Below are 25,483 nucleotides of genomic sequence, written 5' to 3'. Positions count from 1 at the left end.
GCCGACCGCATCCTGTTCGCCAACTACGTCAGCCCGGTTAGCGGCAAGCTTCTGGTGCCTTCTGCTGCCTATGACTCCGTCAAGCAGGCCGAGGGCGGCATCAAATACCGTTCCGACAGCCTCGAAGCCTATGTAACCGGGTTCTGGGCCAAGACCGGCGAGCACAATATCGGTCTCGAACGTTCCTACCGGGCCTATGGACTTGAATTCGAGGGCAGCTACCGCAGGGGTATCTTCCTGGTGAACGGCGGCGCCACCTGGACCAAGGCGGAGATCACCAGGGATGTCATCGATCCCAGCACGGTCGGCAACACGCCGAAGCACCAGGCCGACCTGATTTTCCAGGTCACCCCGCAAGTGGAAACAAAACGCTTCTCGGTCGGCGCCAATTTCTACGGCACCACCAGCAGCTATGCGGCTGACAACAACGGGCTGAAAATGCCAGGCTACGTCGTTACCAATGCCTTCGTTCAATACCGCCCGAACGAACGCGTCTCGATCATGCTCAACGCCAACAATCTCTTCGACGTTCTCGGCCTGGTCGAAGTGGACGCGGGCTTCATACCGTCGAGCGGGGTGGTGACAGCACGAACCATAAACCCGCGCACGATTTCCACCTCGCTGCGGTTCAATTTCTGAAATCCGCCGGCTGCGGTGCAAGGCGCCGCAGCCGGACGCCTTCGCATCGAATTTGTCAATTCGGGTTGAGCCGGGCCATTGCTCCTAATGGCCCGGTCCTTGCCGTCGTCTCGGGGGCCTTAGGTGTACGCGCCGGTCAGCTCTGGTAGCTTAACGGCGTTCTCAGCATGCGCCATGGCGGGTTCGATGACGTCGGTGTAGTAGCCCGGGTCGCTTCCGAACCGCGGGTCGCGAGACAAGCCGGCTATGGCCTGGTTGACCTCCACGAACGGACGCATGATCGCCTCATAGCGGGCGAATGCGTCGGCAGGCGCCGTTGGGTAATGTGCGACTTCCCTGGCCAGGGCGTAAGCTCCCACCAATGCGAGGCTTGTGCCCTGACCGGTGAAGGGTGAGGGGCAATAGGCAGCGTCGCCTACCAAAGCCACCCGGCCGCGAGTCCACCCCTTCATCTTCACTTGCGCAATTGGGCCAAGGTAGAAGTCGGGCGCTGCCTCCATGTTGTCGAGCAGTCCTGGCACGTGCCAGGCCATGCCGGCACAGTTCTCGCGCACCAGGGCGATCTGGCTTGCGCGGTCCTCGAGCAGGTCTTTCAGAGGAGCGGTAAAGCCGAAGCAGACCCGCAGGGTTTCGTTGCCGGGGGCAGTGTAGATCATGCAGCTGCCGTTGCCGTCGTCATATGTGATCTGCCAGTCCTCGAGCCCGATCATGTTCGGACTGCTGAACGGCGCCAGGACCATGTCGAACGGGAGCAGGTATTCGCTGTCCGGTCCAAACACCTGCCTGCGCATGGACGATGCCAGGCCATCAGCCCCCACGACAAGATCGAAGCGCCGCTGCGTGCCGCTGACGAATGTGGCATCGATGCCGTCTGCGTCCTCGCGCAGCATCTCCACACTGTCGCCGTAGATCGTCTCTACGTCTTTCGGGAGCGCACCGAGAAGAATGCGCGAGAGATCTTCGCGCATGATCTCGATTGCGTCCCTGGCAAAGCTGCCTCCGGAGATCGTCATCTCTTCGGAGCGCCAGACTTCGTTTCCGTCCCTGTCGAGCCTGGATGTGCCTTTCATCTGCGTCCGGTTGGCGCGGATGGAGGCTTCAAGGCCCATGGCACGGATCACGCCGAGCGCGGCACCCCGAATGTCGATCGCATGACCACCGGGACGCGGGGCTGGCGCCTTCTCCAGCAGGACCGGACGAAACCCGTGCTGGTGGAGCCACCATGCCAGAGCCGGACCGGCGATGCTTGCACCGCAGATCAGGATGTCGCGAACGGGCCTCATCTGCCGGTCATGTCCTAGCGGATGACGAGGGGATGATGCTTGTGCGGCACGACCTTGTGCGTATCCCGATATGACGGCGGCTGGCGGCCACCTTCGTCCTTGATGCCGTATTTCACGGCCATCTCCGCGCCGATTACGGTTTCGCCGTTCAGCTCGGCCAGGTTCGGATCGTTGTACAGCCCCCAGATCACGTGTCCTGTGAATTCGGGTGTCTCGATCTGGTCGCGCAGGTAACCGAACTTCTCGGGATCGGCCTCGATCATGCCCAGGAGGCGGTCGGTGGCCAGCGCGCCCATCCAGACCGACAACGCGTTGACATTTGCCCTGGCGTCCTTGAAGTCGATGGCCATGTCGAAGGCCATCTTGTCCATGCCCGCCTTGTGGGCTCCATAGGCAGGCCCCATCGAATAGTGGGCCGCACCGGACGCCGAGGTGAAGATGATCAGGCCATGGTTCTGCCTGACCATGGCAGGTGCCGCCAGCCAGCTGGCGATATATCCGCTGCGGATGCCGACATCGATCATGTCGGCCAGCTTCATCGGCTTTTCCCAGAAATTGCCGGGCATGGAGAGTTCGTCGTAAACGGCAGCGGCATTGTTGACGAGAATGTCGATACGGCCCTGTTCGGCGAGGACCTGGTCGAACAGGGCCTTGACCTGCTCATCGTCGCCATGGTCGCAGCGTACCGCAATGCCTTTGCCGCCCGCAGCCGTCACGGCTTCGGCCGTTTCATAGATGGTGCCGGGAAGGGCGTGATCGCCTTGCTTCTGCGAGCGCCCCGTGACGTATACCGTGCACCCGTGGCTGCCCAGTGCGATTGCAATTCCGCGTCCCGCGCCGCGGCTCGCGCCGGTTACGACCGCTACGGGTGAAGAGTCTGGCATGTGATGCTCCGTTTGTTGTTTGCCCGGCAATCGCGGCGCTCAGGCATGCAATGGCAAGGCTGAAGACGTTTCGTCCGCTCAGGCGGATGCGCTCATTTCCTGGCTCAGAGAGACATATTCGCGGTTCGAGAAGCGCCAGGCACCGTCTTCGCGCACGAACTGGTCGGTGTACAGCCCGGCCATCTTGAGCAGGCCCCCGGCCTTGAGGGTGACGATTTCCAGTACGCTCGAGACCGCGCTTGCGGTGTCGCCGGAAACAGCAATCTCACCAACTTCATTGAAAGCGGCGACATTGACGAAATCGGTCCACGTTGCCGCCCATGCCTGTTCCAGCGCCGCTTGGCCGCTGACCTCGAAATGCGGGGTCTTCCAGGTGGCTGAGCTGGACCAGCAATCCAGCCAGGCTTTGCCGTCCTGCTGGGCGGCGGCGAGGGCATAGCGCCCATAGACTTCGCGAATGAGGAAACGGTCCTCGAGGTTGCTCTGCGGCATCTAGATCATTCTCCCGGTGACGGCAGGGTTCTGCTCGTGCGCGCTTCCCCAGGTCTGGCGAATGCTGACGGCGCGTCCCAGCGTGGATTGATGTTCGTCAGGTCGTTAGCGATGCTGGCGATGGGGGTCAACGAGGCTTTCCGTATCGGGTTTCATGATCGATCCGGCGATTGATGGCAGTCCACCTTCAACTGCCTTGATCTCGTTTCAGCGCGTTGCTAACAAGGTGACGAACTTATCCTGTTGCGGTAGTTTAGGGGCCCCGATAGCGAGGCGCCCTCAAGATATAGATTTGAATGGGAGGAAGGGACTGCCAATGAAGTTTGGTGTCATCGTGAATCGAAAGATGATCGACCGCAATTCGTCCGATCCTTACGGGCGGCTGTTCAGCTATCTCAACGAGATGGAAGATCTCGGCTACGATCTGGGATGGTGCGGGCACCATCGCTTTTCCGAGTCGACGGCCTTCGGGCAGGAGAGCGCGACCGAGCCTTCGGCGCCGCTGTCCATGCTGGCTCCGCTGATGGCGCGCACGAAGACCATGAAGTTCTGCACGAACATCATGCTGGTTCCCGCACGCCATCCGCTTGAGCTGGCCGAGGAAATCAACACCATCAACGAGATGGGCAACAACCGGTTCATTCTCGGCGGCGGTATCGGCTACAAGCCGGACGAGTTCGAGAATTGCGGTTGGAACTTCAAGACCCGCGCCAAGCGGTTCGAGGAGTGCATGGAAGTGCTGCGTCTGGCAATGACGGGGCAGCGCTTCAGCTACAAGGGCAACCATTTCGACATCAACGATGTCATGATTCAACCGGCCGCTCTGCGCGGCGAAATTCCGCCGATCTGGGTCGGTGCGGTCAGCGAGCCCGCAATGAAGCGGGCAGGGCGCCTGGGTGACGGCTGGATCATCAGCTTCGCCGAGCACCTTCTGCAGCTGCAGGACAAGGTCGCCACCTACAAGGCCATTGCGGCCGAGCACGGGCGTCCGTCCACGGTTGTGTTGATGCGCGACGTTCATGTCGCCCCGACACGCGAGCAGATCGATCCGAACTTCCTGCCGAACATCATCAAAGTCTGGCAGAGCTACGAAAACATCGGCGCCGATGCAGACCGGGACGAACTGTCGAGCGAAGTCATGTTCGGCGGCAAGCAGGTCAGCCTGGAGGAATTTGCGCCCAACCGGGCCGTCGTCGGTACCCCTGACGACTGTATCCGCGAGATGACGCGGATCCGCGACATCCTCAATCCGGAATGGTTCTTCATCACGCCGACTGGCGTGCCTGATCCGGAAAAGCAGATCGAGGAACTGCGCCTGTTCGCCAAGGAAGTCATGCCGCACTTCCGCACGGACTGACCCATCTCCGGCGGGGGCTCTCGGACACTGGGCGGTCCATGCTGCACAAGCATGGATCGCCGGTGTTGCATGGCCGGGAATGCACCAATGGCGCTGAACGGTGCCGAATGAAGGCACTCCAGAAGGCTCGCCATGCAGGACCGCCGGGAAGGACAAAAGATGGAGAGGCTTAAAAACAAAGTCATCGTGGTCGCTGGAGCCGGTGGAATAGGGGCGGGACTTGCCGTGCGCTTCGCTCAGGAAGGTGCGTCAGTCGTACTGGGCGACATTAATGCCGATGCTGCGCAATCGGTCGTCGAACGCATCAGGGCGAACGGCGGCACGGCCGTTGCGACGTCTCTTGACGGAGCCGAGGATTCTTCTTGCAAAGAATTGATAGGATTGGCTGTTTCTCAATTCGGCGGGCTCGATGGCATCCATGTGAATTTCGCCGAACTTGGAGACGGGTCGAGGGCCGTCGATATCCTCGACCTCGATATGGCCGACTTCGATGAAGCCATGCGCGTGAACACTCGTGGTTATGTGTTGTGCACGCGCCATGCGATCCCGGCTCTTCTCGAACGGGGCGGCGGAGCGATTGTCTATACGTCGTCGAATGCCGCCTATGTCGGCGAGCCTGTGCGGGTGGCCTATGCGATGAGCAAAGGTGCGATTTTGCCGCTGATGCGCCATGTGGCGTCGCGGTTCGGCTCCGAAGGTATCCGCGCCAATGCGATCGCGCCGGGGGTCATCATGCATCCCCGCCTTGAAAGCGCGATGCCCGAAGCGGCGATGGCTGCGTTTCTGCAACAGACGGTCCTCAAGCGCCTCGGCACTCCGGAACACATCGCCGCGCTGGCCGCATTACTGATGGCCGATGAAGGTAACTTCATTACCGGGCAAGTGCTCAGCGTGGATGGCGGAGATTTCCAGCGGCCCTGATCAGGGGGCGCAAGCACCCCGCCGGATTAGCGTCGGTGGCTTGCGCTTGCCTGCATTGGGGTACTTCCTGGACCGGCGTTGAAACCCCCGTCATGGGGGGCTGACGCCCATTAGCCGGCGAAAACCGCATCGGCTGCGTTCGTCGCTCGACAAAACACAGCTGCCCTCCGCGGGGCGCCGTGCGTAAAAGGTAGCGCAACCGAAACAAATGATATGGACCGGTTTACCCGCAAGGGATTCAGTCGCCGACGCGCAGGCCCGCTGTCGCAGTGGTACCGCCGGGGAGCGCAGGCGCCGGACCGTAATCCTGAAAAGGAAAAAACGGCGCCGAGAGGTCGGGCGGCCCGAGATAGCAGAAATCGAAATGGCGCCACTGGAACAGCCAGCGCCCATCCTGCTCCACGAAGCGCTCATAGTAGATGCCGACCGTCGCTGATCCGCCGCCGTCCAGAAGTTTGACCTGCTCTACCGTGTAGGTCCGCGCGGTGAGGACGCCGTCCGCAAGATCCAGAATGGGTGAGCCGAACATCATCAGTACACGTTCGTTGCCGGCGCCCAGATCGGTGAGCGCCCGGCCGATCGCGTCCCGTCCCTGAAATTCGAGACCGGCGATCTTCCAGATGCCATCTGCGGTATAGCACTCTCCGAATGCCACTGGGTCGCGCCGCCATACGGCGTCGGTGCACAGGGCATGAAGGCGGCGCACGCCGATTTCCATTTCGACAGATACGGTCATGGCCGTCCTTCCCTTCATGCCGCGCCCCGGGAAGGCATGGCAGTTCCGCACGCTCAGGCGGATGGCGAGGCCATTATCCAGCGCCGCAGCCGGCCGAGCAATGCGCCGAATCTGGCCACGAGCGAAACCCGCGAGGCCTCCGCCCGGACGGAGACGCCGTTCGCTTCCTCGATGCCCCGAGCCAGCTGTTCGGCAAAGGCATGAGCGAATTTCGGCAACAAGGGACCGCCCATGGCTTCCCACATAGGCGCCATCGGGCCGGTGCCCTTGACCTGCAGCGTGAGGGTCATGTCGACCGAGCCATCGCTCGTCGGCACGGCCAGATAGGAGCCTCCGCCGGTTACCGGATCGCCCTGCAGCTTGAACGAGAAGAACACGCGTTCAGGGCCGTCCCATTCATCGACGTGCACGGCCACTTTCACAGTGCGGACCATCGCTCCGACGCCGACCTTGAGCACCCAGCGGGAATCGTCGTCGTCGATGATCGTGCAGTCCTGCAAACCGGGCATCAATTCTGCCCAGTTGCGGATGTTCTTCACATGCTCCCACACCTTGCCGACCGGCACGTGGACGGGAACGGTCTGGGCCGTTTCAATCATCGCAATGCCCTATGCAAGACCGAGCCGGGCGGCTTCTTGTTGCAGCAGCGGGCTGGGATCGCCGCAGGCGTGGCGGGCGGCCAGCCAGCCATAGGTCATGCCGCGCGCGTTGGAGACACCGCTCTGCATGACGGCGCCGGTTTCCATGCGGGCGACCGAGTTTCCGGCGGCGTAGAGGCCCTCAATGGGCTTGTCGTCCCACCCCATGACGCGCGAATGATGATCGGCCAGCAATCCGGTCGAAGGGATGGCCGTGCCGCCCATCCGCTTCAGTTCGACCGCGTAGAACGGACCCTTGCGCAAGGTGCCGAGATTGGCGTTGGGCTTGTGAAACGGATCCCCGCACATCCATTTGCTCCATGGATGGCTGCCGCGCCCGAATTCCGGATCTTCTCCGGCTTCGGCATATTCGTTGAAGCGGTCAATGGTTTCCTCAAGGCCCGCTGCATCGACGCCGATCATGTCTGCGAGCTCGCTGAGGGTATCGGCAACCGCGCCGAAGCCTTCGGGCCAGTCCTGATCCGGCGTGATCGAAATGAACGGGTATTTCTCGCGCCCCTGACTGTCGAGGATGACCCAGCACGGGAAATTGGGATGGGTCTGGTTGCCGCCGTCGATCCGGTCGACCTCGTAGTAGAAGGACCGGTAGAAGGCTTCGTTGCCGAAGCGCTTGCCCTTGCGGTTGACGACCACGGTGTGCGGCTGGCCCAGCGCGCCCAGGGCGGTGCGCCACAGTGCGCCGCCTTCCTCGTCTTCTTCGCCGGGAATGGTGAAGCCCAGCGAGGTGATGTCCGGAACCTTGGCGATGCGCGCGCCCAGCGGCCCGGCCAGCCGGAAATTCGACCCGTCAATGGCGGAGAACACCATGGACCCCAGATCGAGCTGGGTGCCGAGCGTCTTGTTGTAGTCCTGGCGCCGCTCGTAGGAACTGACCGCCACGATCACGCCCTTGGCTGCCTTGACGTAGACATCCTGCCCATCGCGCTTGACGCGCACGCCGACGACGCGTTCGCCGTCGGATATCAGTTCCTCGGCCGCAGCGCCGGTCCACATCGGAATGCCGCGATCGAGCGCGCCCTTGACGAAGTAGGCGGCGAGCCCCGGGCCGAGGCAGCGTTCGTCCCTGGTGAGGCGTTCGCCCATCTTGGCGAAGTCCCACTTCATCATGTTGGCCGAACCGCCAGCATCGAAGATGTCGGCGTGGGTCATGCCATAGGGCATCTGCGGCGAAAGCCGGGTCTTGCCCTGCCATTCGCCAAGCTCGGCGGCTGGGAAGGGCACCGCTTCGAGCATACGCCCTTCGCTGACGCCGTGGGGATTGGCCTTGTAGTAGTAGTCCGGACAGCCCTTGATGACTTCCATCTTCAGGCCGATTTTCTCCTCGAAGAACTTCAGCGCATGGCGGGCATGGATAACCTTGTTGAGCACGGCAAGGTCGTTGCCGTAGCCCATCGAAAGCGTCTGCAGGTAGTTGTACCCTTCATCGACGGAATCCGCGATTCCGGCAGCTTCGGCCAGATGATTGCCCGCGACCCAGACCTCGCCCATGGACAGGGCCGTGACCCCGCCGACCTGATCGGATTTCTCCACCACCAGTGCGCTGGCGCCAAGCTCGTGCGCGGTGATCGCTGCGGAGAGCCCGCCAGCACCCGATCCGATCGCGACGATGTCGACTTCGGTGTCCCACTTCTCCGGCAGATTTCGGAGCACGTATATCCTCCCGCTTTACACATGGCGGCTGCTGCCGCGCGACTCCGGCTGGAATGGCGCGTGCACCGACCTTTGAATGTGAGAGGTGCAGCAGCGCGCGAAGCGGTTCAATGGCCGCGCGTTGCACGATCGCGGCACAGTTGCACTTGGGTGCTGAAAAGGTCCGGGCCGGTCGGGTCAGGGCGCCGGGCGGTCAGTGAATATGGGACGATCCGTTGCCGGAGGCGCTGGCCGGGACGACGCGCGAACGGTTGCGGAATTCGGACGGAGCCATGCCCTCGGCGCGGCGGAATGCATTGCTGAAATGTGCGGTGTTGCAAAAGCCCAGGACCGCGCCGATTTCCTTGATGCTCAGCTTGTCGTCCGCCAGCATCCGCCGCGCTGCGTTCAAGCGCTCCACCATGACAAAGCGTTGCAACGGCTGGCCGGTAGAAGCCTTGAACATGCGCATCAGGTGGCTGCGGCTGATCCCGCAAAGCTGCGCCAGTTCCTGAATTCCCGGATAGCCGGTTTCACCCGCGCTATCGAGACGTTCGCGAATTCGCCGCATCTGCCAGGGGGCCAGGCCCTGGTTTCCGGCCGATAGCGTACTCGCGGCACTTCGGTTCGCCTGCCTGCCAAGGCGGGCCATTTCCACCGCAATCATCGTGCTGGCTGCCTCGATCATCTGTTCCGAGCCAAAACCGGGTTGCAGCAGCTCGCTATGGATCGTCCGCATCAGGTTTTCGATGGTGCGGTTGGACAGCATCATGAAGGAACCGCTGCGGTCGTACCAGCCGTCCGCATCGATCCCGGTCGTTTCCTCGAAAAAGGCCTTGTCGAAAAAGCAGTTGAGCGTGCGCAACTGGCGTTCGAGCGGGTACATGACGATCCCGCGCGTGGACGGCATGAAACCCAGCGAGCGGACCTGCGGATAGACTTCCAGCGTTCCCGCATCGTCGGTGGTCAGGCGGAGCGGGGAATGTCCCTCGGAAAGCCTCTGGCACACGACGTAGCTATCCGCAGGGCAGCTCCAGTTTTCCGGCGCCAGCCATTCGCTCACGCCGATGAGCACGGATACACCGTCAAGCGGCACAATCTTCTCGATCAGTTCGTACATCATGCTGTTTCGGGACTTGCTATCCTCTCCCGCCCGGTGCCGCAGCAATTGCGGATCCAGACACAGCGGATGGTATGCCCGAACGGCGTTTGCGGCAAGCATTGAGCATTTTGCTACGCGGGCAATTCCTCTACGATCGGGCGGTAATCCCGCTGCGCGAAAAGCCAGGCGCCGTTCTGCCGGACGAGACGGTCGGTATACTGGCCGATCAGCTTGTAGACGCCGCCCGTTTTCAGCAGCACGATTTCCCTGGCTACGCAGCGGCAGCACGCGGCATCACCTTCCACTTCGATCGAGCCGACTTCACCGAGAAACCCGACTCTTTCAAAACCGGCCCAGAGTTGATCCCATTGCGCGCGCAATTCGGCCTTGCCCGTGCGCTGGAATATATGCGTGTTCCATTGCCCGTCTTCGGCGAAGCAGGCGAGGAATCGCTCCGTATCGCCGCATGTGCTGGCATCGCCGTAAGTGGCATAGAGTTCGCGAATTGCATCACGGTCTTCTCTGGGGCCGGTGAAAGGCACTGATGTCTCCCTTTTATTGAATTGAGGCGGCCGTGCTGTCAGGCCATCCACCGGTCCAGCGCGGAGTGGAAATGGGCGACCCTGGGCTCGCTGCGCGTCAGCTGCATGTCTTCAAACAGCCGGTTGCGCAGGCCTTCCTGCTGGATCGGCATCTGGACGTAATCCTGCTCCAGAACCCAGTGATAGGGATAATGCTCGCCGGCCGGCATGACCTTGACGGGTTCAGCCTTCGCGCTGCGCTCCGCCTCGGGCACCCAGTGCAGGAACATGACGTGCCAGATGCAGCGGTTGTGGTCGCCATCAGGGTGCGGCTCGTTGATGATGATCGTTGCATCGCCTGCGCAGACCTGAAGGAAGATATTGGGGAACAGCAGCCAGTACTGATAGTCCGTCATCTGCGTGTCCGTCAGGCCGCTGACGTCATAGCCCTTGGATGTCAGATCCTTGCGGATCAGCTGGCGGAACAGGTCCTTGGCTGCAAGGCCCTCCGGCAGAATCAGCTTTCCGTTTTCATCGCGGTAGCCCTCTACCGCTTCGCGAAAGCGCGGCAGGACGTCGGCATAGAGCGGAAACTGTTCCACCGGCACGCCCAGGATGGTGCGGACATCCTCCTCGGCATCGCCGTTCGAGGCCGCGCCGAAAGGCACGGCTGCCGCGCAGTGGTCGCCGAAGGCCGCGAAGCGTTCGCGGCTCGTATCCGACAGGCCGACCAGTTCGGTATGAACGCCCTGAATGTGATAGGATTCGCCGAAGGCGTCCATCACGACCTTCCAGTTGCAATCCATCTCTTCGCGCACATTGGTGCCGGTGGCGATCCATTCTTCCATGCGGTACGCATCGAGCACATGGCGGACCGGACCGAGAAATTCGGAAAGCGGGGCCGCATTGCGGTCGGGGTTCATGAAGATGAATCCGGCGAAACATTCGACCTGCACCGGAAGCAGCCCCAGTTCGCTTTTTGGTGCAGCAAATTCCTCGATCGTGCCCTCGAAATCCGGGTGCGCAAGCGCGAGAAGCTGCCCGTCCAGACCGAAGGTCCAGTTGTGATAGCGGCACGTGAAGCGCGAGGAATTGCCCTTGCCTTCGCACATCTTGTTGCCGCGGTGGCGGCAGGCATTGACGAAGCCGCGCACGGCATTGTCCTTGCCGCGCACCAGGATGAACGACTGATCGAATATCCGGTGTACCTTCCAGTCACCCGGAGACGGAATCTCTTCGGCGCGTCCGGCGATCTGCCAGACTTTCATCCAGAGATTTTCGCGTTCCCTGGCCGCGTATTCGTCGGAATTGTAACGATCGGCCGGGACACGCATACGCCATTGGCTGAAATCGACCTGAGAAATGGGCAGGGACGTGTCCATCCACTCCCCGGGTTTGCCCGCCATCATTCTGTGCATCCTCTCCGTAAGGCGCAGCCCGGATTCCGCGCGAGGCCGCTTGTGGCGGCCGGCGGGTATTCCGCAGCTTTGCCTGTCCTTGTCTAAAGTACAGGATTTATGGTGGAGAAGCGCCGGGGCGGGCAAGCGTTCCGGGTTGCATCTGAGATGCGGGTTTTCATCTCCATGCGCAAAATGCGCGCCTTGAGCGGGCGTTCACCGCTCAAGGCGCGCAGATTGTTTCCGGCAGTCCGGGTCTTTGCAGCGAGGAAATCAGGTGCGGGCGGACTAGGGCGGATCGACATTCAGATGATGGCGCGCCGAAAATGGTGATTTTCCGTGACCCGGAGCGGAGCGTACTTTCGGTACGTGAGCACCGGAAGCACGGTAAAGCGCCATTTGCAGGCCGCCAGGGCTGAATGTCGATCCGCCCTAACGGTCGGCCAGGATGAAATCGGCAGCGCGCAGGCCGATCACCATGGCAGGGCCGTTGGTGTTGCCCGAGACCAGCGTCGGCATGATCGAGGTGTCCGCGACACGCAGTCCCTCCACCCCGCGCACGCGCAGTTGCGGGTCCAGAACGGCCTGATCGTCCGTGCCCATCCGCGCGGTGCCGGCGCTGTGGAAGCAGCTGCCGCCAAGTTCCATGGCCATGGCGAGGATCTCTTCATCGGTCTGGACCGAGGGGCCGGGGAAGGTTTCCTCCTCGACCCATTTCTGCAAGGCCGGCTGCTGCGCGAGGCGGCGGTTCCAGCGGAATGCCGCGCAGAACTTGCGGCGGTCGATCTCGGCCGAAAGATGATTGACGTTGACGTAAGGTGCAACGTCCGGATCGCTCGACTGGATGCGGACTTCGCCCTGGCTTTCGGGCCGGGTGAAATAGGTGATGAAGGTGATGCCCGGATAAGTGTCCAGCGCGACGGCGCCGTCCTTGCCGCTGCTGCTGGCCGACAAGGACATCAGGCCGAACTGCAGATCGGCATGGTCCAGTCCCGGTTCCGATTTCGCAAAGCCGCCGACTTCGTGGGCGCCGTGCGACATCGGGCCCTTGCGGGCGGCAAGGTAGCGCAGAACCGACCAGACCGCGTGAATGCCCGCGAGTTCCTGATTCTGGCTGCACCCGCGCACTTTCAGGCGCAAGTCGACATGGCGGTGTTCGCGCATGTTCTGGCCGACGCCTGGCGAATCCGCGACGACTTCGACGCCGACGGACTTGAGCAGAGCGGCCGGACCGATGCCTGAAAGCTGGAGCAGCTTTGGCGTCTGGATCGCACCTGCCGACAGGATGATTTCCCGGTTTGCCCGGATCGTGCGCTGTCCCTGCGCATTGCGCAGGACGACGCCTGTGGCGCGCTTGCCTTCAAACTCGATGCGCAGGACGTCAGTCTGAGTCACCACGTCAAGGTTCTTGCGCGAGAGGGAAGGGCGCAGGAAGGAGCGCGCGGAACTGAAGCGCCGCCCCTTGTAGCGGGTGTTGGGCTGATACCCGATCCCGCCTTCGCGCACGGAGGTGAGGTCGTTGACATCCTCGACGCGGGCGATGCCCATTTCCTCGCCTGCGGTCACGATCGCGTCGAACAGCGGGTTGCCCTTGGGGTGGGTGGTGATCCGCTGGGGGCCGCCCGCGCCGCGCCACTGCGCCGCGCCGAGATCGTGATCTTCCAGTTCGACGAACTTGGGGCCGATGTCGGCCCAGCTCCAGCCGGTGCAGCCCCTGGCTGCCCAGCCGTCGTAGTCCATGGGGGCACCGCGCATGTAGATCATGCCGTTCGTGGAACTCGACCCGCCGAGGGTGCGTCCGCGGAACCAGCGTTCATCGGGCTGATTGCCGCCGGTGTGGACGTTGTATTCCCAGATGTACTTGCTGCCGGGATTGTTGATGATGCCCAGGCCGCGCGGCATGTGGATGAGCAGGCTCTTGTCTGCGGGCCCGCTTTCGACCAGCAGCACCGACCAGGCCGGATCGGCGGACAGCCGGTTGGCGAGCGCACAGCCTGCCGAACCGGCACCGATGACGATGTAGTCGTAACGCTCTTTCATCAATTCATCCCATGGATCGTTCAGCAGCAGCGCTGGCCGGGCCCATTCCAAGGTGTGGGGCGGCTGTGCGGGAAGCGGCCGTGGTCAGACGCTTTCGGTTTCCAGAATATCCGCCACAAGCGTCCGCAAGTCCGCTGTCTTGACCTTGGCACTGCCGGTCTGGGACAGCTGGTCTTCCGAAAGGAAGACCACGCGGCGCGGCACCTTGAAGCTGGCCAGGTGTTCCTTCGCGAAAGCGCGGACACCGGCTTCGGTGACTGCGGCGCCTTCGTGAGCGACCACGCAGCAGACGACCATCTCTCCCAGGAGGCTGTCCGGTATGCCGACCGTTTTGACGATCTTCACGCCGGGGCACTGCAACAGGATGCCATCGACCTCGACTGGCGAGACGTTTGCTCCCCCGGTCTTGATGATGTCGTTGAGGCGGCCTTCCCAGAACACGCGGCCCTCGGCATCGATATATCCGCCATCGCCGGTGGGAAAGTAGCCTTCGTCGTCGAACGTCTCGTCTATCGGCACGCCGGCATAGCCGAGCATGAGCGTTGCGCCCTTCACGGCGAGTTCGCCGCGCTCGCCCATCGGCAGGGCCTCGCCCGTGAAGGGATCGCGCACTTTTACCGTCATGCCGGGCAGGGGGAACCCGTGCGCACCCCGCAGGATTTCCTCGGGCGTCCCCGAGCAATAGCCGGTGCTCAGCGTGAAGGTTTCCGTATTGCCGTAAATCCGCGTCGGTTCCTGCCAGTCCGTGCTGACAGTGGGGTGCTGGCTGATGGGATTCTCCGGATGCACGCAACGCAGCGAGGACAGGTCCGCGCTTGTGAAGTTCGGCGCGGCGACGAGCTGGGCCCATTGATGCGGCCAGCCCATCGGGCAGGTGATCCGCTCGGCTTCGATCAGCGCGATCGCCTTCTCGGGGTCGAAGGTCGATAACAGCACAAGTGTACCGCCGATGCTCAGCGCGCCGCCAAGGCCCATGCCGAAGGGAGCAGACCAGAAGAAACCGTTGAGGACCCAAACGCGCTCGTCGGACCTGAGGCCGAAGATGCGCGGCCAGCGCCAGAGCTGTATTGCTATGCCCCGATGGGAGTTGAGGATGCCTTTCGGGCGCCCGGTGCTGCCGGAGGAAAAGAACAGTCCCGCGGCATCGGCCGGGGTGACGCTCGCAGCCCGTCCGGCCACGACTGCGTCGGGAATGTTCTTCCCGCTGCGCAGGAATACGTTCCAGGGCTCGAAGCCCCGGCGGACGGTTTTCAGGTCCATGGCGATGGCATGGCGCAGGAACGGATACCGCTCCGAGACTATGCCGTCGGGCCCGGTTTTCTCGATGGCCGGATCCAGATCGGCGATGACTTCGACGAAGTCCTTGCCGAGCACGTTCGGCTCCACGATCAGGACAGAACAACAGCTGGCCATGATCAGCTGGTCGAGTTCGCCGGGTGTGGAAAAGGTGCTGAGCGGCGCAGCCGTCCCGCCGGCCAGGACCGTGCCCAAGAAGGCCGAGATGAACTCGGCCCGGTTGGTGGCAAGGATGCCGACGCGGTCACCCTTGCCGAGCCCGCAGGCGACCAGCGACCGGGCCACTTCCATGGACCGGTCCCAGAGATCGGCATAAGTCCAGCGCTCGGTCGATCCGTCCGGGCGCGGCTGGACGAGGGCCTCGCGCGGCCCGAATTGTCCGGTTACTTCACGCAGCCAGCCCGAGACTGTTAGCGTTCCGAGACCGGGCTCTTCCGACAGCGGTATGCCCTTGGCGACCGAAATGGCGGGATCGGGTACCCATGCAAAGCCTTCCACGGCAGAATGCCTCCCGAGCTTATTCGGGCAGTTCGACTTCGGCGACAGCCGTTGCCATCGTCGTTCCGTCCTGGTTCGCCATCTTTGACTTGATCTGCACCAGCTTGCGGCCCTGATCGTCGGTCATCTTGTCGACGATTTCACCGGTCTGGATGGTGATGTCGCCGGAGAATGCCGGACCACGATATTGCGAGTTGCAGTGCACGACATAGCCCCATTCACCGGCCCAGCCGGCGAGGTAGTCGATGATCCACGCACCCATCGAAGCGCCATAGCCATAGGGGCGCGGCATCCCGACATACTGGGCCCAGCGCGTGAACAGGTGCCCGCGCGACGGGCCGATGTAGGCGCCGTCGGTGTTTTCCGGATTTACCAGTTCCTCGACCGGATCCATTTCCCAGCCTGCCATAGGGCCGACGAAGCCCAGCTTGGCCGGGTCGCAGTCCTGGTTGCGGTGCGATCCACCCCAGATCGTCATCATGTAGGCGCGCCATTCCGTGGCGAAGCTCGCGACCGAATGCGGACCGAATACGCGCACGGGAAGCTGGTCGCCCACGTTGACGTCGTTCCAGTGGCGCCGGCCGTGGCCGAGTTCGTGAACGGCCTGAATGAATTCCAGCTTGCGGCTCTCGATGTCCGCCAGTTCCTCGTCGGTCCAGTCCGGGTCTTCCGTCTGGTCGAGCGAGCCCATCTCCACGGCGAGGTCGCGGCGATAGCGGATGCTGGTCGAACGCTGCTTGGCGAAGAGCGTGCCGTCCTGCTTGTAGTAGTTGTTGTCGCCGCGCTGGAAGCAGGTCGGTCCGGCGAACTTTGTTTCCTTGACGGCATAGTCGAAGGGAATCTTCTCGTGGATCACGCGGTCTCCGGCGAACAGGCGCGGGCCGTAGAACCACCATTCGTCACCGCCGAAAATCAGATGGGAATCAGGAATGTTGCCGATGCCTGCAGGGCAGGCACCATGACCTTCTCCGGCGGAGATCGTGAAGCTCTGCGGCGCAACGAGCCTGCCGAAACGGCCGCGTGCCGCATATTCGGCATCGTAGTGCAGCAGGTTGGGGTAATGCATGGCCTGCGCCCAGCGCCGAAAATCGTTGTTGTGCAGGTCCTCCTTCAGACTGAAGGGGGTCATCGGCTTGCCGATATAGTTGTCGAGGTCCGAACAATCGAGCGTGCGGTCGGCAACTGCTTCATTCGTGGCCATAGTCTCTCTCCCGGGTGACTGTATGTTCGTCATGTTGTTAGCAGTCAGCGGCGCATGGCGTCAACGCTGCACTGGCGTACCAATGGGCATGCCCTGCAAGATCGCTCAGGCGCACCAAAAGACCTCTGGCGGCTCGACCAGCGTGTCAAAACCGGCGGCCGTTTGGCTGGCGAGGAGTGTGGAGTGCAACGCTGTGGGATTCCCCAGGTGATCTGTGTGCTGACGGGCGGCGGGAATTCCGGCCGCGGCGGCCCTTTCGAGAAGCGGGGCAGGATCTGCAGTCCCGAACGCAATAGTGAAAACTCCCGGGCCGCGTTCGGCAAGGGTGCGGGCCAGATCGCCGGCCGCACCGCGAGGTTCGCAGAATTCAATCTCCATGCCGCCGAGTGCCAGGCGAAACGAGCGTCCCGATGGTCCATCGATCAGTGCATAGGGTTTGCTGCGACTGGCCGGCGTGAAGATCGTGCGAAGGGAATCGAGCAGCGCCTGCAGGTCTGGCACCGCGATGAGAAGTCGGTGCAATTCGAGGTCGCCGCCGCTGGCGCCGGGGCGTGGTTCTACGAAGGCGGGAAATTGCGTGGTCTGGTCCGCGAAGTGGAGGAAATTCGGTTCCATGATTTCCAGGTCGAACCCGATCAGATTGCGCGTGCCCATGAACAGGAACGGGCGTTCGTCGGCGCCGGGGCGGGTGTTTGCCTCGCCATAGTCGGCCAATGCGCGCGCCGCCGAACTGGGTCCTTCGATGAGTGTCGGGGCGCCGAGCGAAGTCAGCAGGGCATGGGCGTGCGCAATGTCGTCTACGAAGTAGTTGAGATTGGTGACGCAGGGGCCTGAGGTGTCAAGGTACTGCTGGTGAACCGAAGGGTTGCCCCTGTACGCCATCGCGGGCGAAGGACGGTTGATCTGGAATACGGCCCTGCCGCAACCGACATGGTCCACGTCGTAGGCATCGCCGGGGATCAGTGCGGCGATCTGGCGGGCCAGTTCCTGCTCGACCGGTGCACCGCCAAGCACATCGGTGAGAAAGGTGCGGGCGGCATCCAGATCGTGCGCACATGTCTCGATCTGGCAGCAGCCGAACAGCAAATCGATGCTCATGCGCAATGATCCGCGGGGTCAGGGCTTGTCGAGCGGCTCGGGTTCGCCAGTGCCCATGTATTTCGCCAGGGTACGGTGGAAGTGGATGATGGGCACTTCCTGATAGGGACTGGGAATAGCGCCTTCGTATCCGCGCGACTTCATGCCTTTCTGGATCTCGCCGATATTCTGGAAGTCCTGGCTGAGAATGAGCTGCCACTTGTCTTCGGTCGGTTCCGGCTCCTCGATCCATTCGGTCCTGGGCTCTTCGCCTTCCGGGAAGCGCTCGATGATATAGACTTCGAAGATGCAGGAATCGGGGTTGTAGCCGTCCGGCCGCGCACGGTAGCACAAGGCGTAGGTGATCCCCGGCAGGATCGCCGAGTTCGGGAAGATGTGCCAGTCCATGCCGCAATCGGCGAAATGCTCGGGCGTCATGTCGGGCCAGGGCACGCCGCGCTGGGCATCGGTCATCGCCGCCGTCTGCATCACGTGCGAGGTGAGCTGATCCGGCGGGGTATCCGCGGGCAGCTCGTCGACAAGACGGTTCGCCGCATCGACCAGGGTCTGTGTGGTCGTGCCTACGGTTTCCCAGAGTTCGGTGAAGAGTTCTGCCATGGTGACGCGGGGATCCATCCCGTCGTCGACCCCCACGGTGATCGCGCCTGCGCCCGAGCGCGTGGCCGTGCCGCGGCCCGCACCGATTCCGTGCCAGGCGTGCAGCCCTTCGGTGCGGCACCACCAGCGGTTGCTGCCCCACTGGATCAGCTGCGGGTGCGTGCCATCGACGTGGAAGCTCTCGATGAAGGACTCCAGCGCCGTCTTCCAGTTGCAGGGAAACCGGAGCCACTTGCGCCAGCGATAGCGCATCGTGTCGAAATTGAAGGCATCGAGCATCGGCGAGGCGGGCTTGAGGAAATCGAGCAGCGGCTCGCAGTCCGGATCCATGTTGATCCAGACCCAGCCGCCCCAGGTGTCCACCTGCACAGGCTTCAGGTGAAGCCTTTCGGCAGAGATGCTGTCGCCCCAGTCCTCCGGGTCCAGCACGTAGGTATTGTTGCCCTCAAGATCCCAGCCCCAGCCATGGAAACGGCAGTGCAGACGCTGGGCGTGACCGCAATTCTTGGTGATGCGCCGTCCGCGATGCGGGCAGACGTTATAGTGCGCCGAAATCTTGTTCTCTGCGCTGCGTACGATGATGATCGACTCGTCGAGAATGTCGTAGGTCACATAGTCGCCGACCTTGGGAATTTCCTCCTCGCGGCACGCGATCTGCCAGACCCTGGCCCAGAGCTTCCCGTTTTCGGCCCGGGCATAGTCTTCGGATACGTAGGCCTCGATCGGAATGCGAACCGGCTTTTCGATGGCAAGGCCGGAATTGCTCATTTCGTTCATGTCTCTCTCCCTTGTGCGTCGGGAATGGTCAGTCGAGGGTGAAGCGCGCGGGCTCGAGCTTCATGCCGGGCGTTTCGGAACGCCCCTTGAAAAGGAACGAGTTCTTCGCCGTGATCTCGCCGCCCTCCTTGAGCGTGTCGCCGCCGTCGGATGGCACCGAGTTGAAAAAGATGTCGCGCATATCGGGCCCGCCGAAGCGGATCTGCGTGATCGATCCTGCCGGGGTCGCATAGTCGGGGAGGCGCGTTCCGCCGGGCGCCAGCCGCGTGAAGAAGTTCGACCGGAAGCCGGTGATCCACAGGTTGCCGCTCGCATCGAGCGCCATGCCGTCCGCGTCTTCCTTCTCGATGAGGAACTGCTTGTTGGACAGCGTCCAGCCGGCGTCGACATCGAATGCCCAGGTGCCGTGGAACGTGTCGTTGCAATAGAGCCGGCTGCGAACCGGATCGAACATGATGCCGTTGGTGAAGCCGATATCGTCCGCCAGCCTTATGAGTTCGCGATCTGCGGTGAGGCGGTAGATCCGGGTCGGCCGGGTCTGCTCGCCCTTGATGACCATTTCGATATCGCTGGTGCCGAAGAAGATGCCGCCCTTGCCGTCTGGGGCCATTTCATTGATGCCGTTGACCGGCTTGCCATCGATGGTGTCGATCAGCCAGCCCGACTTCCCGGTGTCGGGGTTGTTCCACATGATCCCGCCTTCGCCGGTCGACAGCACGCTGCCATCGGCGTTCATCATCACGCCGCCAGTCCACATGCGTTCGGGATTGAACGTGACGACCCTGGTCCCGTCGGGCTTCACGCCGTGAATGCCGCCGGCAATGACATCGCTGTACCAGACGACATCCCGCCCATGGTCTATGGCTAGCCCTTCGAGATAGATTCCCGATGCGACCTTTTCAAAAGCCTCAATGGCGGCCTGCGGCATGATTCTCTCCCATGACATGCGATGAATGCGGCGCTTTCGGTGCCTTTGCGTGATCTGCATGGGCCCTTGCACCTACGTTCGTCACAATGTTAGCACAGCTTCGCACTGTCAAGCGTAACCGGTGAAAGTCACGGGAGCCGGCAGGAAGACCAAGGGGAGAGGTATGACAGGAGAGGTGGGGCTGGCGCCCGAAGTGGCGCAGGGATTTTCGCTGGACGGGAGGGTCGCGGTCATAACCGGGGCAGGATCCGGGCTGGGACGGGAAACGGCAAGGCTATTCGCGCTTGCAGGCGCCAGGGTCGTGCTGGCCGATATCGACGAGCAGGGACTTGCTGCATCGGCCGAAGCGCTGCGGACGGGATCGGCGTTGACGCGCAAGGTGGATGTCTCCAGCCGGGAAGAACTCGGTGCGCTGGCGGACTGGGCGCTGCACGAAGCGGGCGGGCTCGATGTCTGGGTCAACGGCGCCGGGATTTCCTATCTGCATTCCCTGCTGGAGTCCGATCCGGCCAGGGCCGAACACACTGTCGCCGTCAATATGATGGGGGCCTATTGGGGCTGCGTGTCCGCCGCGCGCGTGATGGGCGGGCGCGGCGGCGGTGCCATCATCAACATTTCGTCGGGCGGCGGTTCCAAGCCGCTCCCGGGCATTGGCATCTACGGGATGACCAAGGCGGCTGTGAATTCGCTGACCTGGACAAGCGCAGCCGAGTTCGGTCCCATGGGTATCCGTGTCAATGCTGTCGCTCCGGGATGGATCGAAACGCCCATGAGCCGTGATCTTTTCCGGGACGAGACCGGACGGATCAGCGAAGAGCGCAAGGAGGCCGTGCGGCGCGAAATGGCGGCCAAGTCCCCGCTTGGCCGTCTGGGCGCGCCATCGGACATCGCCTTTGCCCTGTTGTACCTCGCCTCGGATGCCTCGCGCTTCGTGACTGGACAGGTTCTCGCGGTCAATGGCGGAGAATCGATGTGATGAAGGCTGGCCAGGGCATGTCTGGCGACCCGGCCCGCTAGCAATGGAATTGAAACTTCACTCGGCCGGCCCGGCTGGTCCCGATTGACCGGTGGCTGCAGCCGGGCTACCTCGCTGCTAACAACATGACGAACATGTCATCCGTCTGGCGGTAACGGGAGAGTTCATGCGCATTGCTGGAGACAATATCGGCTCGTGCCCCTGCATCATGTGCATGTCGGCGCGGCGACGGCGACTTGTGCCTGCGGTGCGCGGGCCGATGGGCGCGGGGGCGGGCGCTGCGGTCAGCCCGCGCTACCAGGGCTCCCGCTCCGATGGCTCGGGGTTTCCGCCAGTTCACCACATCGGCATGGTCGTGCGCGACCGGGACAAGGCACTGGCCAATCTCTCCGGGACCATGGGCTTCGGGCCCGCGTTCCCGTTCGAGGGAATCTTCCCCGATGCACTGCTCGCGAACGGGGAAAGGGGCCTGTCGCTGAAGGGTGCCTTCGTGTGGATGCGCAACACGGCCGTGGAGATCGTCGAGCCGATGGACGACCGTTCGCCGCACTACGAATTCCTGCAGGAGCGCGGGGAAGGGTTGCATCACCTTGCCTACTGGGTGGACTCGGTCCGCGGCGAAATTGCGAAGATGCGGGCAGGGGGCGTGGACCCGAAGATTCTCGTCGATGGGACCGGCCCCGGAAACGATGTCCCCTGGTGCTATCTCGAAGGCGAAATGGCCGGTTCGGCGCTGGTCGAGCTGATCGAGCGCAACGAAGGCTCCGAGCAATTCTACGAAGCCGTGTTCGAGGCGATTGGCGGAAAGATTCCGGTCTGAACGGCCTGCGCGGCGACTTTTACATTCACCGCCGGTGGCGGGATGGGGAGACAAAGGAATGAGACTGAAGGACAAGGTTGCAATCGTCACCGGCGGGGCCGGCGGCATGGGAGAGGCTTCGGCCATCCTCTTCGCGCAGGAAGGCGCCAGCGTCACCGTGGTCGATCTCAAGGAAGAGGCCGCACAGCCCACGGTGGACACCATCCGCAGGGCAGGGGGGCAGGCCATTGCCGTCGGGGCCGACGTGACCAGGACCGCGGACGTCGAGCGGATCGTCGCGCGCACGGTCGCGGAACTCGGCTTGCCGACTGTCCTGCTGAACAATGCCGGCACCGATACCGAAAACAAGCAGCCGCTCCACGAAGTGAGTGAGGAGGCCTTCGACCGTGTCATCGAGGTCAACCTCAAGGGGCCGTGGCTGATGATGAAGCACGTGGTGCCCCACATGATCGCGGCGGGCGGCGGCTCCATCGTCAACACCGCCTCGATCGGTGCCTTCATTGCGGCCCTTACCGCCGGATATTGCGCGTCCAAGGCAGGGCTCGTCGCCTTGTCGCGCGTGGGCGCGGTGCAGCTGGCGCAGTACGGTATCCGGGTCAATTCGTTGTGCCCGGGGGCGACGATGTCGCCGCTGACGCAGCGCGAATTGAAAGAGATGGAAGAGCATGGGCTGGTCGACCAGGACATGATCTACCGGATGTCGGCGCTCGGCCGCTTTGCCGAGCCTATCGAGCAGGCCAGGGGTGCCCTGTTCCTTGCCAGTGACGATTCCTCGTTCGTGACCGGCGCGCCGCTGATCGTCGATGGGGGCTGGACCTCGCTTGCCGGCGTAGCCACCTCCGCCTGACTTTCGGGCCGGAACCTTGGCTGCAAACCCCCGGCGGTCAACTCCCGGCAGGCAATCCTTGTGCCGGGAGGGCGCAAACCGTCCTCGCCGGGAGCTTGTGCTTGCAGCAAACTCCGCCTTGACAGCAAATCCATTCGCTAACATTGTGACGAAACGCTAACAAAGCGACGAACATTTGGGGAGGTCTACGATGACGCGTTGGTCAGGTGGCGCAGGTCTGCGCGATTTTTCGCGAGTTGTGTTTCTGGGTGGAGCCTCGGCCATGGCCCTGATGGCTATGCCCGAGGGGGCTGCGGCACAGGCAACGGAGGCAGCAGCAGACAATACCTCGAACGCGATTGTGGTGACGGCCCAGCGCCGCCAGGAACTGTCCCGCGACGTGCCGATCACCGTCACGAGCGCCAGTGCCGGGCAACTGGAGGCGGCCAATGTGCAGTCGCTGGTCTCGCTGCCCAAGCTTGCCCCCGGTGTCAGGATCGACCAGCAGGGCTCCTATACCCAGCCGACTATCCGCGGCATCGGCACCACGCTGGTGCAGACGGGTGTGGGCTCCAGCGTCGGAACCTATGTCGATGGTTTCTACCTTCCCAACGCGCTTGCGCTCGATTTCGACTTCGTCAACGTCACCGGGATCCAGGTGCTGAAGGGACCTCAGGGTACCCTGTTCGGGCGCAATACGACGGGCGGTGCCATTCTGGTGTCCACCGCCGATCCCGGCACCGAGACCGGCGGAAGCGTCGAGGCGTCTTACGCGCGCTTCAATGCCCGCAAGATCAAGGGCTATGTCACGGCAGGCATCACCCCTGACATCGCATTTTCGATCGAAGGGCAATACAGCGCCGGCGACGGTTTCCAGCACGCGAACCTCTATGATGGCAGCCTCGCGACCGGGGGCGGCTACGCGCCGGGTGTGAGCATTCGTCACCCCGGCGCATACGAGAAATGGTCTGTTCGCGCCGGCGTGAAGGCGTGGCTTTCGGACAGCGCCACGCTGATGTTGCGCTACATGCACGAGGACCGGGATGATCCGCGCGGCGTCCTGGACGGGACCTATGCGAAAGATGGCCAGATCTACAGTGCCGGCGATGCGTTGCCAGGGACGGTTTTCGCTTTGGGGCGGCGCGATTTCGTGGCCAATGCCAGGACCAGTTTCCGGCTTCGCGCGGATACCGTGCAACTGACCGGCGAGTTCGATCTGGGATCTGCCGATCTCAAGTCCTACAGCCAGTACCGCGAGGAGCAGATCGCCCAGTTCCTGGAAGGCGACTACTCATCGGCTTCCGTGCTCGCCCTGAGCCTTCCCGAGCGTGACAAGATCATGTCCCAGGAACTCGTGCTCAACTCGAAGCCGGGTGGACGCCTCCAGTATTCCGGAGGAATCTTCCTGTTCCGCCAGAAAGTGGCAGCGAAAGTCGATCTGGCTGCTCCCTTTGCTGCCCTCTACGGGCTCGCACCCGACGCCAACACCTTCTTCGATTACAGCGCCACCGGTGCCAAGATCAGTACTTACGCGGCCTTCGCCGATCTTACCTATGAAGTGTTCGACCGGTTCTTCGTGACCGGGGGGCTTCGCCTGAGCCGCGACGAGGTGAAAGATCCATACTACCAGACATACCCGGGCGTCGCCGGTCTGTTCACCTATCAGAGCAACCGGAAAGACGACAAGCTGACACCGCGTATCGTGCTGCGCTACAAGCCTACGCAGGAAACTAGCATCTACGCCTCGTTCACAAAGGGGTACAAGTCAGCCATTCCCGACTACCGTTCAACATCGGGGAGCGAATATCTTGAACCGGAAGAAGTTACTGCCTGGGAGGCGGGTTTCAAGTACGGAACCGGCCATTTCTCGGCTGAGCTGGCGGGCTTCTACTACGACTACAAGAACCTTCAGAACGGCTACTACAGGGTCGGCGAGACGATCCTTTCGAACGCTGCCAAGTCGCGTATCAAGGGGCTCGAGGCATCCATGCGCTACGATTTCGGCAATGGCTTCGAAGTTTCCGCGGCGGGAACCTATCTTGACGCCAAGTACCGTAATTTCCCTTCGGCCGGCTATTTCGCGCCTGTCATCTATCGCGATACGGACGGGGACGGCGTAAACGACTTCGAAGGTTTCAACACATCGAGTACGGTTGCTGCAGATGGCAACCGAGTGCAGCATGCGCCGAAGTTCAGCGGCAATGTATCCGCCCGCTATGCGAGCGAACTTGCCGGCGGCAGGCTGGTGACATCGGCAAGCCTGTTCCACACGTCAAAGATCTACTTCGACGCCGCGAACCAGTTCTCGCAGGGGACCTACGACATCCTGAGCGCAAGGGTCGAGTGGACGGATCCCAGCGACCACTGGACCGTTGCCGCTTTCGGCGACAACCTGTTCGACGAGACCTACTACACGCAGATCCAGGTCGGTACCGCCGCTGCAGGCGTGATCTACGGTGAGCCGGCAACTTACGGAATCTCACTTCGCTACCGTTTCGGAGCGAATTGAGGCGGAGAGCGGGCGGGTTGTTATCCCTTCTTCACGCGCCCGCCCGCTCTCTTGGAATTATACGACAGGTCTCCTCCGGTCTTGTCAGTCCTGAACATGATCGGCTCGGCCGGCTCGTTTCATTGGCGCTCCGGGGACTGTATCCGGGAGGGGAGCCAGTGCTTTCCGCACAATGCCTGCATGCGATCCCGGATCATCTCCAGCCAGGAAGTTCGCTTTTCGCGGGTCCTTGACGTCACGCCGGTCAGGCAAATCCAGTGGCGATCCTGTCCGGGCGCGGCATGCCCGGCAATGCCT

General features: G+C 62.6%; 22 protein-coding genes. 7 read left to right on the top strand and 15 right to left on the bottom strand.

Annotated features, from left to right (window positions below; all coding sequences use genetic code 11):
- Window positions 1-639: TonB-dependent receptor domain-containing protein (locus MTR64_RS20070; RefSeq protein ID WP_243996323.1), on the top strand; the 639-nt coding region annotated here is incomplete at its 5' end.
- Between the two features lie 119 nt (window positions 640-758).
- Here the strand turns inward: MTR64_RS20070 and MTR64_RS20065 are convergent.
- The 3 genes from MTR64_RS20065 to MTR64_RS20055 all read right to left on the bottom strand — a co-directional run bounded on the left by MTR64_RS20065 (window position 759) and on the right by MTR64_RS20055 (window position 3,298).
- Complete coding sequence (locus MTR64_RS20065; RefSeq protein WP_243996322.1) at window positions 759-1,922, bottom strand: FAD-dependent monooxygenase; 1,164 nt, start codon at window positions 1,920-1,922, stop codon at window positions 759-761.
- Between the two features lie 14 nt (window positions 1,923-1,936).
- Window positions 1,937-2,806: an SDR family NAD(P)-dependent oxidoreductase gene (locus MTR64_RS20060; RefSeq protein WP_243996321.1), complete on the bottom strand. Its 870-nt coding sequence runs from the start codon at window positions 2,804-2,806 to the stop codon at window positions 1,937-1,939.
- A 78-nt stretch (window positions 2,807-2,884) separates the two neighbouring features.
- A complete protein-coding gene (locus MTR64_RS20055; protein WP_243996320.1) occupies window positions 2,885-3,298 on the bottom strand; it encodes a nuclear transport factor 2 family protein in 414 nt (137 codons plus the stop codon).
- 316 nt (window positions 3,299-3,614) lie between these two features.
- On the opposite strand from MTR64_RS20055, the gene MTR64_RS20050 reads away from it, so the two are divergent.
- Complete coding sequence (locus tag MTR64_RS20050; RefSeq protein ID WP_243996319.1) at window positions 3,615-4,655, top strand: LLM class flavin-dependent oxidoreductase; 1,041 nt, start codon at window positions 3,615-3,617, stop codon at window positions 4,653-4,655.
- 132 nt (window positions 4,656-4,787) lie between these two features.
- Window positions 4,788-5,576 (top strand): SDR family NAD(P)-dependent oxidoreductase, encoded by a 789-nt coding sequence (locus tag MTR64_RS20045; RefSeq protein ID WP_243996318.1) that lies wholly within the window; start codon window positions 4,788-4,790, stop codon window positions 5,574-5,576.
- 238 nt (window positions 5,577-5,814) lie between these two features.
- Here MTR64_RS20045 and MTR64_RS20040 read toward each other — a convergent pair whose 3' ends face one another.
- The 12 genes from MTR64_RS20040 to MTR64_RS19985 all read right to left on the bottom strand — a co-directional run bounded on the left by MTR64_RS20040 (window position 5,815) and on the right by MTR64_RS19985 (window position 20,055).
- Window positions 5,815-6,312 carry a nuclear transport factor 2 family protein gene (locus MTR64_RS20040; RefSeq protein WP_243996317.1) on the bottom strand — a complete coding sequence of 166 codons (498 nt, stop codon included), beginning with the start codon at window positions 6,310-6,312 and terminating at the stop codon, window positions 5,815-5,817.
- 53 nt (window positions 6,313-6,365) lie between these two features.
- Window positions 6,366-6,911 (bottom strand): CoxG family protein, encoded by a 546-nt coding sequence (locus MTR64_RS20035; protein WP_243996316.1) that lies wholly within the window; start codon window positions 6,909-6,911, stop codon window positions 6,366-6,368.
- Between the two features lie 9 nt (window positions 6,912-6,920).
- Window positions 6,921-8,621: an FAD-binding protein gene (locus MTR64_RS20030; protein ID WP_243996315.1), complete on the bottom strand. Its 1,701-nt coding sequence runs from the start codon at window positions 8,619-8,621 to the stop codon at window positions 6,921-6,923.
- Between the two features lie 193 nt (window positions 8,622-8,814).
- On the bottom strand, window positions 8,815-9,723 hold the full coding sequence (locus MTR64_RS20025; RefSeq protein WP_243996314.1) for a helix-turn-helix domain-containing protein: 909 nt from the start codon (window positions 9,721-9,723) through the stop codon (window positions 8,815-8,817).
- A 110-nt stretch (window positions 9,724-9,833) separates the two neighbouring features.
- Entirely contained in the window at window positions 9,834-10,244 is a 411-nt protein-coding gene (locus tag MTR64_RS20020) for a nuclear transport factor 2 family protein (protein ID WP_243996313.1), read from the bottom strand.
- A 38-nt stretch (window positions 10,245-10,282) separates the two neighbouring features.
- Window positions 10,283-11,605, bottom strand: a complete 1,323-nt coding sequence (locus MTR64_RS20015; RefSeq protein ID WP_243996312.1) for an aromatic ring-hydroxylating oxygenase subunit alpha — start codon at window positions 11,603-11,605, stop codon at window positions 10,283-10,285.
- A 447-nt stretch (window positions 11,606-12,052) separates the two neighbouring features.
- A complete protein-coding gene (locus MTR64_RS20010) occupies window positions 12,053-13,660 on the bottom strand; it encodes a GMC family oxidoreductase (RefSeq protein ID WP_243996311.1) in 1,608 nt (535 codons plus the stop codon).
- An 84-nt stretch (window positions 13,661-13,744) separates the two neighbouring features.
- Window positions 13,745-15,454 carry a class I adenylate-forming enzyme family protein gene (locus MTR64_RS20005; RefSeq protein WP_243996310.1) on the bottom strand — a complete coding sequence of 570 codons (1,710 nt, stop codon included), beginning with the start codon at window positions 15,452-15,454 and terminating at the stop codon, window positions 13,745-13,747.
- 19 nt (window positions 15,455-15,473) lie between these two features.
- Complete coding sequence (locus MTR64_RS20000; protein WP_243996309.1) at window positions 15,474-16,655, bottom strand: FAS1-like dehydratase domain-containing protein; 1,182 nt, start codon at window positions 16,653-16,655, stop codon at window positions 15,474-15,476.
- 105 nt (window positions 16,656-16,760) lie between these two features.
- The gene (locus MTR64_RS19995) at window positions 16,761-17,753 is read right to left on the bottom strand and encodes a hypothetical protein (RefSeq protein ID WP_243996308.1); all 993 of its coding nucleotides are present in this window, start codon (window positions 17,751-17,753) and stop codon (window positions 16,761-16,763) included.
- 18 nt (window positions 17,754-17,771) lie between these two features.
- Complete coding sequence (locus tag MTR64_RS19990) at window positions 17,772-19,127, bottom strand: aromatic ring-hydroxylating oxygenase subunit alpha (RefSeq protein ID WP_243996307.1); 1,356 nt, start codon at window positions 19,125-19,127, stop codon at window positions 17,772-17,774.
- 28 nt (window positions 19,128-19,155) lie between these two features.
- Window positions 19,156-20,055, bottom strand: coding sequence for an SMP-30/gluconolactonase/LRE family protein (locus tag MTR64_RS19985; protein WP_243996306.1), 900 nt, complete (start codon window positions 20,053-20,055; stop codon window positions 19,156-19,158).
- A 163-nt stretch (window positions 20,056-20,218) separates the two neighbouring features.
- Here MTR64_RS19985 and MTR64_RS19980 point away from each other — a divergent pair, with 163 nt between their 5' ends.
- The 4 genes from MTR64_RS19980 to MTR64_RS19965 all read left to right on the top strand — a co-directional run bounded on the left by MTR64_RS19980 (window position 20,219) and on the right by MTR64_RS19965 (window position 25,186).
- Complete coding sequence (locus MTR64_RS19980) at window positions 20,219-21,031, top strand: SDR family NAD(P)-dependent oxidoreductase (protein WP_243996305.1); 813 nt, start codon at window positions 20,219-20,221, stop codon at window positions 21,029-21,031.
- Window positions 21,032-21,197: 166 nt separating this feature from the next.
- Window positions 21,198-21,851: a VOC family protein gene (locus tag MTR64_RS19975; RefSeq protein ID WP_243996304.1), complete on the top strand. Its 654-nt coding sequence runs from the start codon at window positions 21,198-21,200 to the stop codon at window positions 21,849-21,851.
- Window positions 21,852-21,909: 58 nt separating this feature from the next.
- Window positions 21,910-22,698, top strand: a complete 789-nt coding sequence (locus MTR64_RS19970) for an SDR family NAD(P)-dependent oxidoreductase (RefSeq protein WP_243996303.1) — start codon at window positions 21,910-21,912, stop codon at window positions 22,696-22,698.
- A gap of 190 nt (window positions 22,699-22,888) precedes the next feature.
- Entirely contained in the window at window positions 22,889-25,186 is a 2,298-nt protein-coding gene (locus tag MTR64_RS19965; RefSeq protein ID WP_243996302.1) for a TonB-dependent receptor, read from the top strand.
- Window positions 25,187-25,483: the final 297 nt, after the last annotated feature.

The sequence above is a fragment of the Novosphingobium album (ex Hu et al. 2023) genome (assembly GCF_022832385.1).
Lineage (GTDB): Bacteria > Pseudomonadota > Alphaproteobacteria > Sphingomonadales > Sphingomonadaceae > Novosphingobium > Novosphingobium album.
This window is presented reverse-complemented; position numbering and strand designations above follow the sequence as displayed.

Bases quoted from the DNA above. Each gene is read 5' to 3' on its own strand.
- MTR64_RS20065 (WP_243996322.1), bottom strand. From the start codon at position 1,922: ATGAGGCCCGTTCGCGACATCCTGATCTGCGGTGCAAGCATCGCCGGT.
- MTR64_RS20035 (WP_243996316.1), bottom strand. From the start codon at position 6,911: ATGATTGAAACGGCCCAGACCGTTCCCGTCCACGTGCCGGTCGGCAAG.
- MTR64_RS19985 (WP_243996306.1), bottom strand. From the start codon at position 20,055: ATGCCGCAGGCCGCCATTGAGGCTTTTGAAAAGGTCGCATCGGGAATC.
- MTR64_RS19970 (WP_243996303.1), top strand. From the start codon at position 21,910: ATGAGACTGAAGGACAAGGTTGCAATCGTCACCGGCGGGGCCGGCGGC.
- MTR64_RS19980 (WP_243996305.1), top strand. From the start codon at position 20,219: ATGACAGGAGAGGTGGGGCTGGCGCCCGAAGTGGCGCAGGGATTTTCG.
- MTR64_RS20040 (WP_243996317.1), bottom strand. From the start codon at position 6,312: ATGACCGTATCTGTCGAAATGGAAATCGGCGTGCGCCGCCTTCATGCC.
- MTR64_RS20010 (WP_243996311.1), bottom strand. From the start codon at position 13,660: ATGAAAGAGCGTTACGACTACATCGTCATCGGTGCCGGTTCGGCAGGC.
- MTR64_RS20025 (WP_243996314.1), bottom strand. From the start codon at position 9,723: ATGATGTACGAACTGATCGAGAAGATTGTGCCGCTTGACGGTGTATCC.
- MTR64_RS19995 (WP_243996308.1), bottom strand. From the start codon at position 17,753: ATGAGCATCGATTTGCTGTTCGGCTGCTGCCAGATCGAGACATGTGCG.
- MTR64_RS20045 (WP_243996318.1), top strand. From the start codon at position 4,788: ATGCAGGACCGCCGGGAAGGACAAAAGATGGAGAGGCTTAAAAACAAA.
- MTR64_RS20050 (WP_243996319.1), top strand. From the start codon at position 3,615: ATGAAGTTTGGTGTCATCGTGAATCGAAAGATGATCGACCGCAATTCG.
- MTR64_RS19975 (WP_243996304.1), top strand. From the start codon at position 21,198: ATGCGCATTGCTGGAGACAATATCGGCTCGTGCCCCTGCATCATGTGC.
- MTR64_RS19990 (WP_243996307.1), bottom strand. From the start codon at position 19,127: ATGAACGAAATGAGCAATTCCGGCCTTGCCATCGAAAAGCCGGTTCGC.
- MTR64_RS20000 (WP_243996309.1), bottom strand. From the start codon at position 16,655: ATGGCCACGAATGAAGCAGTTGCCGACCGCACGCTCGATTGTTCGGAC.
- MTR64_RS20015 (WP_243996312.1), bottom strand. From the start codon at position 11,605: ATGGACACGTCCCTGCCCATTTCTCAGGTCGATTTCAGCCAATGGCGT.
- MTR64_RS20060 (WP_243996321.1), bottom strand. From the start codon at position 2,806: ATGCCAGACTCTTCACCCGTAGCGGTCGTAACCGGCGCGAGCCGCGGC.
- MTR64_RS19965 (WP_243996302.1), top strand. From the start codon at position 22,889: ATGACGCGTTGGTCAGGTGGCGCAGGTCTGCGCGATTTTTCGCGAGTT.
- MTR64_RS20055 (WP_243996320.1), bottom strand. From the start codon at position 3,298: ATGCCGCAGAGCAACCTCGAGGACCGTTTCCTCATTCGCGAAGTCTAT.